General features: G+C 41.5%; 12 protein-coding genes and 1 other RNA gene. 9 read left to right on the top strand and 4 right to left on the bottom strand.

What is annotated here, in order from left to right; translation table 11 throughout:
* Window positions 1-19 precede the first annotated feature (19 nt).
* Window positions 20-2,854 carry a 2-oxoglutarate dehydrogenase E1 component gene (sucA, locus tag IEE86_RS02135; protein ID WP_191095731.1) on the top strand — a complete coding sequence of 945 codons (2,835 nt, stop codon included), beginning with the start codon at window positions 20-22 and terminating at the stop codon, window positions 2,852-2,854.
* 14 nt (window positions 2,855-2,868) lie between these two features.
* Entirely contained in the window at window positions 2,869-4,125 is a 1,257-nt protein-coding gene (gene odhB / locus IEE86_RS02130; protein ID WP_191095730.1) for a 2-oxoglutarate dehydrogenase complex dihydrolipoyllysine-residue succinyltransferase, read from the top strand.
* A gap of 27 nt (window positions 4,126-4,152) precedes the next feature.
* Here odhB and IEE86_RS02125 read toward each other — a convergent pair whose 3' ends face one another.
* The 4 genes from IEE86_RS02125 to IEE86_RS02110 form a co-directional block, all read right to left on the bottom strand.
* A complete protein-coding gene (locus tag IEE86_RS02125) occupies window positions 4,153-5,109 on the bottom strand; it encodes a bile acid:sodium symporter family protein (RefSeq protein WP_191095729.1) in 957 nt (318 codons plus the stop codon).
* Window positions 5,110-5,256: 147 nt separating this feature from the next.
* Window positions 5,257-6,081 carry a superoxide dismutase gene (locus tag IEE86_RS02120; RefSeq protein WP_191095728.1) on the bottom strand — a complete coding sequence of 275 codons (825 nt, stop codon included), beginning with the start codon at window positions 6,079-6,081 and terminating at the stop codon, window positions 5,257-5,259.
* Window positions 6,074-7,951, bottom strand: a complete 1,878-nt coding sequence (locus IEE86_RS02115) for a terpene cyclase/mutase family protein (protein WP_191095727.1) — start codon at window positions 7,949-7,951, stop codon at window positions 6,074-6,076. Before IEE86_RS02115 ends, IEE86_RS02120 begins: the two co-directional genes overlap by 8 nt.
* Window positions 7,952-8,068: 117 nt before the next feature.
* Window positions 8,069-9,553, bottom strand: a complete 1,485-nt coding sequence (locus IEE86_RS02110) for an aldehyde dehydrogenase family protein (protein WP_191095726.1) — start codon at window positions 9,551-9,553, stop codon at window positions 8,069-8,071.
* Window positions 9,554-9,767: 214 nt separating this feature from the next.
* Here IEE86_RS02110 and IEE86_RS02105 point away from each other — a divergent pair, with 214 nt between their 5' ends.
* From IEE86_RS02105 to recQ, 7 genes are all read left to right on the top strand, one after another.
* Entirely contained in the window at window positions 9,768-9,980 is a 213-nt protein-coding gene (locus tag IEE86_RS02105; protein ID WP_191095725.1) for a DUF6501 family protein, read from the top strand.
* A gap of 49 nt (window positions 9,981-10,029) precedes the next feature.
* Window positions 10,030-10,167: a DUF4025 domain-containing protein gene (locus IEE86_RS02100; RefSeq protein ID WP_224740735.1), complete on the top strand. Its 138-nt coding sequence runs from the start codon at window positions 10,030-10,032 to the stop codon at window positions 10,165-10,167.
* A 280-nt stretch (window positions 10,168-10,447) separates the two neighbouring features.
* A complete protein-coding gene (locus IEE86_RS02095; RefSeq protein ID WP_191095724.1) occupies window positions 10,448-10,789 on the top strand; it encodes a PH domain-containing protein in 342 nt (113 codons plus the stop codon).
* Window positions 10,790-10,967: 178 nt separating this feature from the next.
* Window positions 10,968-11,615: an SDR family oxidoreductase gene (locus IEE86_RS02090; RefSeq protein WP_191095723.1), complete on the top strand. Its 648-nt coding sequence runs from the start codon at window positions 10,968-10,970 to the stop codon at window positions 11,613-11,615.
* Between the two features lie 91 nt (window positions 11,616-11,706).
* On the top strand, window positions 11,707-12,207 hold the full coding sequence (locus IEE86_RS02085; RefSeq protein WP_191095722.1) for a TraR/DksA family transcriptional regulator: 501 nt from the start codon (window positions 11,707-11,709) through the stop codon (window positions 12,205-12,207).
* Between the two features lie 133 nt (window positions 12,208-12,340).
* A non-coding RNA gene (ssrS, locus tag IEE86_RS02080) (6S RNA) lies at window positions 12,341-12,526 on the top strand.
* 135 nt (window positions 12,527-12,661) lie between these two features.
* Complete coding sequence (gene recQ / locus IEE86_RS02075) at window positions 12,662-14,452, top strand: DNA helicase RecQ (RefSeq protein ID WP_191095721.1); 1,791 nt, start codon at window positions 12,662-12,664, stop codon at window positions 14,450-14,452.
* The last annotated feature ends 57 nt before the right edge of the window (window positions 14,453-14,509 follow it).

Raw genomic sequence — 14,509 nt, 5'->3', positions numbered from 1 at the left:
GTTGGGGGTAGTGTTCAAAATGTTTCAAAATGATGTGAAACAACCGTTGAGTTGGGAAGAATTTCATGGTCCGAACCTCGGCTATGTGCTCGAGCTCTACGATCAGTATGTCCAAGATCCTAATAGTGTTGATGAAGATCTAAGAGGCATATTTGATGAACTTGGTGCACCACCGAGTGAAATGAAGGAGGAAATTGGGAAAAAAGAAAATAGTGTTGTTACTTCTGAACAAATCCAAAAGATAGCATCAGTCGTTAAACTGGCAGAAGACATCAGAACGTATGGCCATTTAAATGCTTCCGTCAATCCTCTTCGTAAAGAAAAGGAATTACAAGAGCTGTTTCCTTTAAAGGAGTACGGTTTAACAGAAGAAGATGTCAAGAATATTCCGATATCAATTATTAGTCCAGACGCACCAAAACACATTTCAAACGGCATAGAAGCCATTAACCATTTGAGAAATACGTATAAGCGTACGATTTCATTTGAGTTTGATCACGTGCATGACTTCGAAGAACGAAACTGGCTTTCAAGCTCTATCGAATCTGGTGAACTATTTAAGAAAAAACCAGCAGATAAACTAGTTTCTGTACTCAAAAGATTAACAGAAGTTGAGTATTTCGAGCAGTTCCTTCATAAAACATTTGTTGGGCAAAAGCGCTTTTCTATTGAAGGATTAGACGCACTTGTTCCAGTACTTGATGAAATTATCTCAGAGTCTGTTACACAAGGGACTTCAAATATTAACATTGGAATGGCGCATAGAGGCCGTTTAAATGTATTAGCACATGTGTTAGGAAAACCATATGAGATCATTTTCTCAGAATTCCAGCATGCACCAAATAAAGAGCTTGTTCCATCAGAAGGCTCTATTGGCATCAGCTACGGATGGACAGGGGATGTGAAGTACCATCTTGGAGCTGACCGTCAAATTAGAGACGAAGATACAAAGAGTGCGAGAGTCACACTTGCTAATAACCCAAGTCACTTGGAGTTTATTGATCCAATTATTGAAGGAAGCACACGCGCGGCTCAGGAATTGCGTACTCAAAAAGGCTATCCAGTACAAGATGTTGAAAAAGCGTTAGCCATTTTAATTCATGGTGATGCGGCATTTCCTGGAGAAGGAATTGTGGCAGAAACATTAAATTTAAGTCAACTTGTAGGCTATCAAGTTGGTGGAACCATCCATATCATTGCAAACAACATGATCGGGTTCACAACGGAAAGCAATGAATCTCGTTCGACGAAATATGCAAGTGACCTTGCAAAAGGTTTTGAGATTCCAATTGTTCACGTCAATGCAGATGATCCGGAAGCATGTTTAGCGGCTGTTCAGCTAGCTGTAGAATACCGCAAACGTTTCAAGAAGGATTTCTTAATTGACTTGATCGGTTACCGCAGATATGGCCATAACGAAATGGATGAGCCTTCTACAACTCAGCCAATGCTATATGATGCCGTCAGAAAGCACAAAACTGTCAAGAATATCTTTGCAGATAAACTTGTCTCAGAAGGTCTGCTGACAAAAGAGCAACGAGAAGAAATTGAGCAGGCTGTTACGACGAGGATTGAAGAAGCCTATAAAAAAGTGCCTTCAAAGAAAGAGCATACGATTCAAGAAATTGAACTTCCAGAGCCTGTCTCAAACGGCTTCCCAGCAGTGGATACATCAGTAGAATTTGATGTATTAAGAAAGCTGAACGAAGAATTAATTAGCTGGCCGAAAGATTTTCAAGTCTTCGGTAAGCTAAAGCGGATCCTTGAAAAACGTGCAAAGGTGTTTACAGATGACCGTAAAGTGGAGTGGTCACTTGGAGAAGCACTCGCATTTGCATCTATATTAAAAGACGGTACGCCAATTCGAATGACCGGACAGGATTCAGAGCGAGGCACATTTGCTCAAAGAAACCTTGTTCTACACGACAGTCAAACGGGAGAGGAATTTATTGCCCTTCATGAACTGAGTGATGTGAATGCATCATTTGCCGTTCATAACAGTCCACTGTCGGAAGGCTCTGTCATCGGATTTGAATATGGTTATAATGTCTATTCTCCTGAAACGTTAGTGATTTGGGAAGCTCAATTTGGAGACTTCGCAAATGCGGCTCAAGTGTATTTCGATCAATTTATTTCAGCAGGCCGCGCAAAATGGGGACAAAAATCAGGTTTAGTTATGCTCTTGCCGCATGGATATGAAGGACAAGGTCCTGAACATTCAAGTGGAAGAACAGAGCGCTTCCTGCAATCAGCTGCTGAGAATAACTGGACAGTGGCGAACCTGACAAGTGCAGCGCAATACTTCCACATTCTTAGAAGACAGGCAAAAATGCTGCTTCGTGAAGAGATTCGTCCGCTTGTCATCATGACACCGAAGAGTCTGCTTCGTAACCCGAACACATTGTCTGAAGTCCAAGAATTAACGGATGGACAGTTCCGTCCCGTTCTTGAGCAGCCGGGTCTTGTGCATGATCATGAAAAGGTATCACGCCTTGTTCTATCTAGCGGGAAGGTATCGATCGATATTAGTGATCGTTTTACTCAAATGGAAGAGCCAAAAGATTGGCTTCATATTGCCAGAGTGGAACAACTATATCCATTCCCAGCCAAAGATATTAAAGCAATTTTAACGAAGCTGAAAAACTTAGAAGAAATCGTATGGGTACAAGAGGAACCACAAAATATGGGGGCTTGGGGATACATTGAGCCATATTTACGTGAAATTGCGCCTGAAAAAATAAAAGTACGTTACATCGGCCGAAGAAGACGTTCAAGTACGGCTGAGGGTGATCCAACTGTGCATAAAAAAGAACAAGAACGAATTGTATCTGATAGCTTGACTCGCAAAAACTAAGGGGGAAATGAAAAATGGCGGAAATTAAAGTACCTGAATTAGCGGAATCAATCTCGGAAGGAACGATTGCTCAATGGCTAAAGCAGCCGGGCGATTATGTGGAGCAGGGAGAATACCTGTTAGAACTTGAAACAGATAAAGTCAATGTCGAACTGACAGCCGAAGAATCTGGTGTACTCAAAGAAGTACTGAAAGATTCTGGTGACACTGTACAAGTTGGAGAAGTCATTGGAACGATTGCAGCAGGTGAAGCTGGCGGAAGCGAGTCCGCAGCTCCAGCACCTGAGCAAGATTCTGCACCAGCTTCGAAAGAAGAACCGGCAGCTGAACAAAAAGAAGAAGCAGTGAAAGAAGAGCCGAAATCTGGTAATGGCAGAACCATCGCTTCTCCTGCAGCTAGAAAACTAGCAAGAGAGAAGGGGCTAGACTTATCTGAAATTCCAACCGTAGATCCGCTGGGCAGGGTACGAAAGCAGGATGTCGCTTCTTATCAAAAGAATGAAGCACCTGCAAGTGCACCAAAAGCCGCGCCACAAGCAAATGCTGCGGTGCAAAATGAACAAGCAGGAAAACCTGTTGAGCGTGAAAGAATGTCACGCCGCAGACAAACGATTGCAAAACGCTTAGTTGAAGTTCAACAAACGGCTGCCATGCTGACAACATTTAATGAAGTTGATATGACAGCTGTGATGGATTTAAGAAAACGTCGGAAAGATGCCTTCCTTGAACAAAATGATGTAAAACTTGGCTTCATGTCCTTTTTCACAAAGGCAGTTGTAGCAGCACTGAAGAAATATCCGCTACTTAACGCAGAAATTCAAGGTGATGAACTTGTCTTGAAGAAATTCTATGACATCGGTATCGCTGTCGCTGCAAATGAAGGACTTGTCGTACCGGTTGTTCGTGATGCAGATAGATTGTCATTTGCAGGGATTGAAAAAGAAATTGGTCATCTTGCGAAAAAAGCAAGAGATAACAAATTGTCCCTTAGTGAGTTACAAGGTGGATCATTCACGATCACAAATGGCGGAACATTCGGTTCACTGCTTTCAACACCAATTTTAAACAGCCCTCAAGTTGGAATTTTAGGTATGCACAAAATTCAGCTTCGTCCTGTTGCGATTGATGAAGAACGTTTTGAAAACCGTCCGATGATGTATTTAGCTCTTTCTTACGACCACCGTATTGTCGATGGTAAGGAAGCAGTTGGCTTCCTTGTCACAATTAAAAACCTGCTTGAAGATCCTGAGCAGCTATTGCTTGAAGGATAATGATCAACATAAAAGGCTAGCACCCGTTTAGGTGCTAGCCTTTTTCTTTTTATTTTCCTGATTTCCCCGTTTTGACCAATACGTCGCAAGCCAGGACCCGGATAAATTATGCCACACACTAAAAATCGCACTTGGGACGGCTGCGAGTGGTGAGAAGTGTGCTGTCGCAAGAGCTGCACCGAGTCCGGAGTTTTGCATGCCTACTTCGATCGAAATCGCTCTTCGAGAAGGAATATCCATTTTGAACCATTTTGCAATGGAGTAACCAAATAAAAGACCAAGCCCATTATGTAAAACGACAACTGCAAATATCAGCAAGCCAGATTGAAGAATCTGGTCTTTATTTGCACTAACGACCGCTGCAATGATCACCACAATTCCGGCAACAGATACAAGTGGCAGTGCTTGAACTGCATATGTCACTTGTTTTTTGAAAAACAACTGAACGATGACGCCCAAAATAATTGGAATCAGCACAACTTGTACAATCGACAAAAATAGAGCCGCCGGTGATACTGATAACCAAGATCTTGCAAAGATGAAAATAAAGACAGGTGTCAAAAAGGGGGCAAGGAGTGTCGATATGGTGGTTACGGCTACAGATAATGCTGTATTACCTCTCGCCAAAAAGGTCATGACATTGGATGCAGTGCCACCTGGGCAGCAGCCTACGAGAATAACACCTACCGCGATTTCAGCAGGGAGGCGCAATCCATATGCTAACAGAAAGGCAATAAGTGGCATAAGTGTGTACTGCGCCAAAACCCCAATCAGTACATAGAGAGGCTTTCGAAACAACTCTTTAAAATCTTCAGCAGACAGTGTAAGCCCCATTCCAAACATAATCATGCCGAGTAAAAAAGGAATATAAGGTCCAATCTTGGAAAATTCACTAGGAAAAGCAAATCCAAGACACGCAAAGACAATGACCCAAATCGCAAAGGTTCTTCCTGCAAAGTGACTAATGGTTAATAGAATCTTCATTCATTGCTTCAGCTCTCTTTCTTCACATATCTTTCTTATTTTAAATGAATTTTCTGAAAAAACAACCCATTTTTTACAGGGGTGTCTATAATAAAATTATGTAAACTAAATACACCACATAGGCATTTGCCTACATGGCGTATGGTTTCAGTAAGGTGTCCATTTCACTTGCTGCGCTTGCTTCAGTCTTGCTTCTGGCTCACGCCAATCGACGACATTCCACCACCTGTCTACGTATTGCGCCTTTTCATTCCGATATTGAAGGTAGTAGGCATGCTCCCATACATCAAGGGCAAGAAGAGGAATGACATCCCATTGTGATAAAAGTTGATGACGTTCTGCCTGTAAAATCTCTAAACGCTGTGACCTTGGCGCCCATACAAGAATGGCCCAGCCAACACCTTCTACTTGTTTGGCAGCTGCTGAAAATTGAGATTTAAATGCGTCATAGCTATCAAACGATTGCTCAATGAGACGGAGCATTTGACCAGTAGGCTTTCTTTTTCCGGAAGGACTCATGGAAAACCAAAAAATGCAATGTAAATAATGCCCCGCCCCATGAAAGGCAAGCTCTCGTTCCCAGTGCTTGATCATCGTAAAATCATTCGTTCTTCTCGCATTTTTTAATGCAAGCTCAGCTCGATTCAAACCATCGACATATGATTGATGGTGCTTCTGGTGGTGCAAATACATAATCTCCTTTGAAATATAGGGTTCTAGTGCTTCATACGGGTAAGGGAGGGGAGGTAATTGGTGGTCACCGGCTGCTACATCTCGCAGTGCTTCTGCGGCCTGATTCATGTCATCTGCAATACGTTCAGCCAGTTCATACCATTCTTGTTCACTGGTGTGCTCATCATTCATTTTTAACCATAAATGTTCTGCTTTTTGACGAATGGTGTCATCTTGAGCCATGTTTTGAATAGAGTGAAGCCACTCCTTGAGCTGTATTCGGTATTCTTCCTTATTCATTGATACGCCCCATTTCTTCTAAAAATGTAGAACAAGCCATCATTGGAAATACAAATGGATAGCTATGATAGGTGATGTAAAATTGCTTTGGAAGACCAATGCCCACTGGATAGTACAACGCTTCATTGGAATGCTGAGGGTTCACCAAAAATGAGATGGCTTTTAAAATCGATTTGTCATCTGCTTTCTCATATTGCAAAAGAGCCTCTGCTGCCCAAGCTGTTTGAACCACTGTGCCAAATGGAAGCGGGACATAGGTTTTCAGCTCAGCACTCTTGCACGATTCTCCGAAGCTACCATCTTTTAGTTGAATCTGTTTTAAAAAACGGCAAGCTTTCTGAACTGCAGGGTGTGAGGAGGGAATGCCGGCAGCTTTGAGTCCTGTTAACGCTGCCCAGGTCCCATAAATATAACAAACACCCCACCTCCCAAACCATGATCCGTTTTTCTCTTGATGATCAAGGAGCCATTTCACACACCGATCTTTTTGCCTGAGAAAAGATGGAGAAGCCGTGTTTTTCTCCTCAAGTCCAATCAAATGCAGCACACGGCCAGTAATATCAGGAGTCGAGGGATCAATCGCCGCATCCTCTGCAGATTCAAGCGGAAGATGACGAAGCAGGAAGTGGTCTTGATTTTTTTCAAAAGCAGAAAAGCCGCCATCACGGTTTTGCATGGATAGAAGCCAATCAAACCCTCGTTTCCATTGAACTGGTGCATAAGCTTTAGGAATAGCTTTTAACACAATTTGGGTATCGTCACAATCAGGATTATTTGTATTGATATGTGAGAAACCAAAGCCTCCTGGAGCGACATGGCGGTTATGAATCGCCCAATCTGCTTTCTTCATTTGCTGCCGGTTCAGCAAGTATGTGAATGACTTTGTGATAAGAGGGTCTTCTCGTTTTCTGCCTGCTTTTTGAGAAGCATAACTGACAAGTGCAGTATCCCAAACTGTGGATGTCGAATTCTCAGCATATAGCTCACCGTGACAGGAGGTAACAAGCTTTTTCATGCCTTTCACCGCTTTTTGGATGAGATGATGTCCCGGAGAGGCTCCAAGGCTCATAAGCGCATAGACCATAAAGATGGTCGCACTTAAGTAGCTGTAAAGCGTGCCATCCTTTTCAAGACGATCAAACATATATCGTTTAGCCGCTTCATACCCGAAAAAATCTAGACGGCTGTCTATGGCTGCATATGAACGCATATACGTCAAAAAGTGGTGAGTGGAACGTTCCTCTCTTACCATAAACCAATCAAATGGATTCTTAGACATGCGCTCATCAAGGTGTGCTAAGGATGGAAAGGTTACATGAGAGATATACCGCTTATTCAGTGCAATCATCATCGGCACAAAATGAATTCTTGCATATGCACTAAGATGGTAGAAGTGCAGTGGAAAGTATGTGGGAATGAGCAAAAAAGAAAGGGGTGCATAGAAGTAGGGCCAAGGGTGCATGCCGTTGACAGCGAGCATCCACTTTGTCATAAAATGAACGTTCTTTAACCCGCCTTTTGCTCGAATGTATTGTGCTGCTTTTTCCATATGAGGTTCGTCTTGTTGAAATCGGCCAGAAGTGAGCATTCCGCAATAGCCTTGCACTGTTGCAGTTAAATGTCCTGTTTGATCATGATACAAAGAAAAGGAACCATCCTCATTTTGCTTTCCGCGTATAGCTTCCGCCAATTGATGAATGAATGCCTGATCAGAATCGCCGACAGCCTTTAACAGCATAATCAAAAAAGCATTTGTCATCATCGGGCCTTCAAAGCAGAAAATAAAGGCACCATCTTCTCGTTGTCTGTGTTCTACTTGTTTGTGCAGTTCTTTCAAATACTCGTTTACTCTCGTTTTGAAATCTTGCATATTCGGTCATGCTCCTTTCCTTTCCTACTATATTCAGGAGCCTGCCTGTCACATGCAAACACAAAAAAGCCGATGCCATGGGGGGCAGTCCCATGATCACCGGCTTTCTTGACGACATTAGTCTTGGAGATTAATCCACACACTTTTGACTTCTGTATAGTTGTTAAGGGCGTATGATCCCATTTCTCTGCCAAGACCTGATTGCTTATATCCTCCAAACGGGGAGGCGGCATCAAAGACATTGTAGCAGTTGACCCAAATCGTTCCTGCTTCAAGACGTGAAGCAATGTCATGGGCATGCTTTAAGTTTTCTGTCCAAAGGCCTGCGGCTAAACCATACTCAGACTGATTGGCCCGTTCGACCACTTCATCAATGGAGTCGTATGGAATTGCAGATAAGACAGGTCCAAAGATTTCTTCCTTTGCGATGGTCATGTCATCTTCTACATCTTTAAAAACAGTAGGAGAGACGAAATAGCCTGCCTCATAAGGGCAATCACCACCAACAACGGCTGTTGCACCCTCTGATTTACCTTTTTCAATATAGCCTAACACGCGTTCGTGCTGTTCTTTACTCACAAGTGGTCCAATTTGCGTATCTTGATGAAGACCGGCGCCTTGCTTAAGTGATGTCGCGTATTTGGCCATTTGATCGACTACTTCATCGTATTGACTGCGGTGAACAAAGACCCTTGAACCTGCACAGCAAACTTGGCCTTGGTTAAACATGACGCCATTTAAAGCGCCTGGAATGGCTTTCTTTAAATCTGCATCAGGTAAAATAATGTTTGGCGATTTTCCGCCAAGTTCTAATGTGACACGTTTGATGGATTTAGCGGCCTTCTCCATGATTAATTTTCCAACACTTGTTGATCCTGTGAAGGCAAGCTTGTTCACATCAGGATGATCGGTTAATGCGTCCCCAGCTGTTTCACCAAATCCAGGAACGATGTTAATGACGCCTTCTGGGAATCCAGCTTGATCCACTAATTCTGCTAAATAAAGTGCAGAGAGTGGTGTTTGTTCTGCGGGCTTTAACACAATGGTGCAGCCTGTTGCGAGTGCAGCCCCCATTTTCCACATGGCCATTAGCAGCGGGAAGTTCCAAGGAATAATTTGTCCCACAACGCCAACAGGCTCATGACGGGTATAATTAAAATACCCCTGACTGACAGGAATGGTTTGTCCAGTCATTTTTGTCGTCCAGCCCGCATAATAGCGCATGTGCTCAATGGCGAGAGGGATATCCGCATTTGTTGTTTCATTAATTGGTTTTCCGTTATCAAGTGTTTCAAGCTGAGCCAGTTCCTCTTGATGTTCTTCCATTAAATCGGCAAGCTTAAACATCAGCCGAGCGCGTTCAGCAGCTGACATTGAACGCCAAGGACCATGAAAAGCTTTTTTAGCCGCTTTCACTGCCTCATCAATATCTTTTGCACCTGCTTCATATACATCAATAAGGGTTTCGCCTGTGGCTGGGTTAGGAGTAGAAAAGGTTTTGTGATCGTGACTTGTGACAAACTGACCGTTAATGTAGAGTTTTTTCGTCCCTTGGAGAAAAGATTCGAGTTTTGAACTAATTTGAAGTGTTGTAGAGCTCATAAATAAACAAACCTCCTTAAAGATATGGGTTGTTCTGCGAGTTCTAGGTGGAAAAAGCGGACATGAAGCAACTGAACCTGTATACGCATACATATGTAAACGTATACATTTATCATATTACACGACATGTTTGAAAGCAATCCATAACACTCATTGCAATTCGCGAAAAATTAGCTACAATAAATGTATAGATGAAAAAAGGAGTTTTTAAATCATGATCCATCAAAATTGGCAAACGGCTCAAACGTTAAAACAAGTAAAATGTGTACATACGAATGCGAAAAAATATATGGTCGACCGGGCTTTAACGGTTGGAAATACATATGAAGTGAAAAACGAAACAGAGGAATTTCTGTTTGTCGTTGATAATACGGGCAAAGTAGGCGGGTATTACAAGGAGTATTTCGAAGATATGTCTGCTGAATGATTTTAAGGCTTATCACTCATACTAAGAAAAACAGTAAAGGGTGATGATGATGAAAAAGCAGCAAACAGACGAGCAGAATCATCAAAATGCTTGGCATGACAATGAAGATGCAGATATGGCGATGACGCTTGAACAGATTTCCGATGTATATGCCGAAGGAACCATTGATACACCAAAAGACGAATAGCCATTGTAAAACAGTGATTTGAAAATAATCACTGTTTTTTTATTGGAATGATTCAGCATTTTTTCTCAAAAAGAACTGAAACTTTTTTCCTGCTTTAACAGTCTAAATAAGTAGAGGAAAGAGCATCGGATCAAAAAGAAAAAGTTAAATGAAATTTAATCTATTCGTAATAGAATAACGACCATTTATAGCGTATTCTATAAGTGAGAATAAAACGTACCCACAGAGCCGTGTGGCCGTTTTGTCATAAAGGAATTTGATGCAGGAAGAGGGGGTTTACGTGGGTATTTTTTCTGTCAGTAAACAAAATGATCATAAAAAATTCGAATCCTTATTGATTGAAGGGGAGAGAATTGAGGCTGTTTACAGACTGCGTCACGACCAAATTTGTTTCACCAATAAACGACTGATCTTTGGCGATAACCGCGTATTTTCTAAGAAGAAAGTTAGGGTCTCCTTGCCGTATCGATCAATTGAAAGTTTTGCTATTCAAGAAGCTGGCGTGTTTGATCAGGACACTGGTATATTGCTCGTCACAAGCTCAAAAGTATTTGAACTCGATTTTTCTAAAGATACTGATTTGAGTGATGTGCAAGCCATTTTAACAAAACATCTTTGCTGATCAACGTTGCGATTACATAGATCACATGCACTTTTCTCATTCTTCGTTCTTATCTTAATAGATCGCACATTGCCTGAGCCTTTTCCATATTTGATGGGAAAGGCTTTTTTCTGCTTGCGTGTTTGAATAAGGGCAAAAAAGGATAAACATGAAAAAGATACAGAAAGGAGAATGAACAATGAAAGTATTAGTTGCTGGAGCAAATGGACATACAGGTAGACTTGTCATTCGTTATTTAAAAGAAAAAGGACATGAGCCGCTTGCTCTCATTCGAGATGAAAAACAGGCTGATGCGTTAAAAGAACTCGGTGCAGCGCCTGTCATCGGTGATCTTGAAAAGGATGTTACCTCTGCTGTAAAGCAAGCGGAAGCAATCATCTTTGCAGCTGGTTCAGGCTCAAAAACCGGTGCAGATAAGACCATTGCGGTGGATCAAGAAGGTGCAAAGCGCCTCGTGGATACAGCCAAAAAAGAAAACATTCAGCATTTTGTGATGCTGAGTTCCTATAATGCCGACGATCCTAATCAAGGAAAAGGACAAGGAAGTATGGAAATTTATTATGAAGCGAAAAGAAAAGCAGATGAACATTTAAAACAGTCTGGTCTTTCCTATACGATTGTCCGTCCAGGTGCTTTGCTTCATGAAGAAAAAACAGGAAAAATCGAAGCAGCCGCACATATTCCAGATGATCGAAACATTGAGATTTCAAGAGAGGACGTAGCTATTGTTCTTGTGGAAAGCTTAACAGAATCCAATGTGAAAAATAAGTCCTTCGACTTGATTAAAGGCGACAAACCAGTAGAGGAAGCACTTCGTATGCTTTAAGAGAAGAAAGCTGCTGCCAGAGAGGCGGTGGCTTTTTTGATGTTTTCATCTCCTTTGTAGCGGGAAGGTAATGAGAAAGGAGTGATTGACCGTGGGCTTAACGAAAGAACAAAAAGCTGATTTATACGAAAGACTGATTCAATTAAAAGAAGATGTGACAGGATCAAAAAAGAAAGAAGAATCCATGCTGGTCGAATCAAGTGAGATTTCAAATGGTGTTGGAAATCACATCGCTGATCACGGGAGCATCTATTTAGACCGTATGACAGAACAAACGCTGGATCAAGTTGATGATCAGCTTGAAGGTGAAATTGATGCCGCGCTGAAACGAATGGAAGATGGAACATATGGGATATGTGAAAAAACAGGTAAAGAGATCCCGTACGAACGTTTAAAAGCAGTACCATATACACGTTATTCTATCGATGCGAAAAAGAACGAAGAAACCAATCAAGATCCGAATGAGTTTGACCGGTCGTTTTCCGATCAAATGCGTGATTTAACAAATAGAGAAACGATGGATCAGATGCATTCAGATACGTATGAAAGATTAGAGGAAGAGCAGGATGTTGATGTAGATGAGGAAAAATAAAGTGATGAGAAGTCGTTAAATTTTTTCAGAATAATATTTTCTTGTATACGCATGGTCAAATGTTTTGTATACATGAGTGATTTGATAGAAAAAAGATCTCTTGAAATTTAATAAACTTTCGTGTAGTATAGTTTAAAGGCTGCGATGCGCGTAATGTTAATTAAGTTTTAACCTTTAAGCTGTAATAGGGAGTTTTATATTGAAGCCGGAATGTCATGCCTCCTTAGAGAGGAAGACAGGAACGTTTCTGCAAACACCCACTTTGAGGAGTGGTGGTTTAAAACTTTCTTACTTAGATTACGGCATCCGCAGCTTTTCCTAGGATGATTCAAGCCATTTTCCATTTCGGAAAATGGCTTTTTATTTTGTAAAAAAACGAAATTGATTAGACGACATGTTGATGCATGAATATATGTTAAAATAGACAAAACAAATGACGGAGAGGGAATTTTGGATGTTAGAACAAGCAGAAGCACTTCTTAAACAATACTATGGCTTTGACGCCTTTAGGCGGGGACAAAAACAGGCCATTGAATCGATTGTGAACAAACAGAAGGATACCGTCTGCATTATGCCGACAGGCGGAGGGAAATCGGTTTGCTACCAGATTCCTGCCCTTATGATGGAAGGAACGACGATCGTTGTATCTCCTCTTATTTCTTTAATGAAAGATCAGGTCGATGCGTTAAATGAGATGGGGATACGGTCTTCCTTTTTAAACAGTACACTGTCAGCAGGCGAAATGAATGACAGGCTGAAAAAATGCGAAAATGGAGAATATGAGCTGCTTTATATCACGCCTGAACGCTTACAAAATGAGCGCTTCTTTCAGCTGCTTGATCGGTTGACGATCCCCTTAATCGCAATTGATGAGGCGCACTGTATATCAGAGTGGGGTCATGATTTTAGACCGAGCTATCGCTATATTCAAGAATGCTTAAACAAGCTGGCAAAAAGGCCTGTGATTGTCGCATTAACAGCAACTGCCACAAAGAAGGTTCATCAGGATATATGTCAGCAGCTTGGCATGAATGAGGAAGAAACCATCTTTACTGGTTTTGCTAGAGAAAATTTGTCCTTTCAAGTGGTGAAAGGAGAAAACAGCGATCGTTTTATTACCCAATATATGAAGAAAAACAGTCGTGAGTCTGGCATTATATATACAGCTACAAGAAAAGAAGCAGATCATATTTACAATCGTCTGAAAAAGCAAAAGATTAAAGCTGGCATTTATCACGGCGGGTTAGATGATGATGTGAGGGAAGAACAGCAAAACCTCTTTTTAAATGATCACATTCAGGTAATGGTCGCTACATCTGCATTTGGTATGGGGATCAATAAGTCGAATGTCCGTTTTGTGATTCATCATCAAATTCCAAGAGATATTGAAAGCTACTATCAAGAAGCTGGGCGCGCCGGTAGAGATGGTCTTGAAAGTGAATGTATTTTACTGTTTTCACCACAAGGCGTTCGGGTGCAGCGCTTTCTCATAGAACAATCGACAGAAGATGAAGTGCGGTACCAGCATGAACTGCTTAAACTAAGACAAATGGTGGATTACTGTCATACAGAGCAGTGTCTTCAGCAATTTGTCATGGACTACTTTGATCAATCAACAAGCATCCCTTGCCAAAAATGCAGCAATTGCCTAGACGAGAGAGAGCGTGAAGAGGTGACAAGAGAAGCGCAAATGGTTTTATCGTGTACGGTGAGAATGAATGAACGATTCGGGAAAATGATGATTGCCCAAGTACTGGCAGGCTCTAAAAACAAAAAAGTGCTTGACCTTGGCTTCGACCGGCTTCCTACATATGCTTTAATGAAGCAACATTCAGCTCAGCAAATTAGTGATTTCATCGAATTTTTAATTACGGAAGAGTATTTGCACATGTCTGATGGGGCTTATCCAACCCTAAAGGTGACACATAAAGGAAAGAAAGTGTTAGTTGGACAAGAAGCTGTCTATAAAAAGCAAGCGATAAAAGCAGAAGCTATTCAAGAGAATGATGCTTTATTTGAGCAGTTAAGAATGGTCAGAATGACGTTAGCAAGAGAACAGGGCGTCCCGCCATTTGTTGTATTTTCTGATCAAACTTTGAAGGAAATGTCAGCAACTCAGCCTAAAACGGAAGAAGAGCTTCTCAATATTAAGGGGATCGGCGCTCACAAAAGAGAGAAATACGGGGATGTTTTTCTAGAAGAAATTCGTTTATTTATAGAAAAAGAGAAAAAACAAAAAGTTTGAAGAAGAAAAATAATTTTTTTTGCTGCGATTGGACACGTTTTCATCAGAACGTTTTCC

The sequence above is a fragment of the Bacillus crepusculi genome (assembly GCF_014764715.1).
GTDB lineage: Bacteria > Bacillota > Bacilli > Bacillales > Bacillaceae > Bacillus.
Note: the sequence above shows the minus strand (reverse complement) of the source record. Positions and strands in the feature narration are given on the sequence as shown.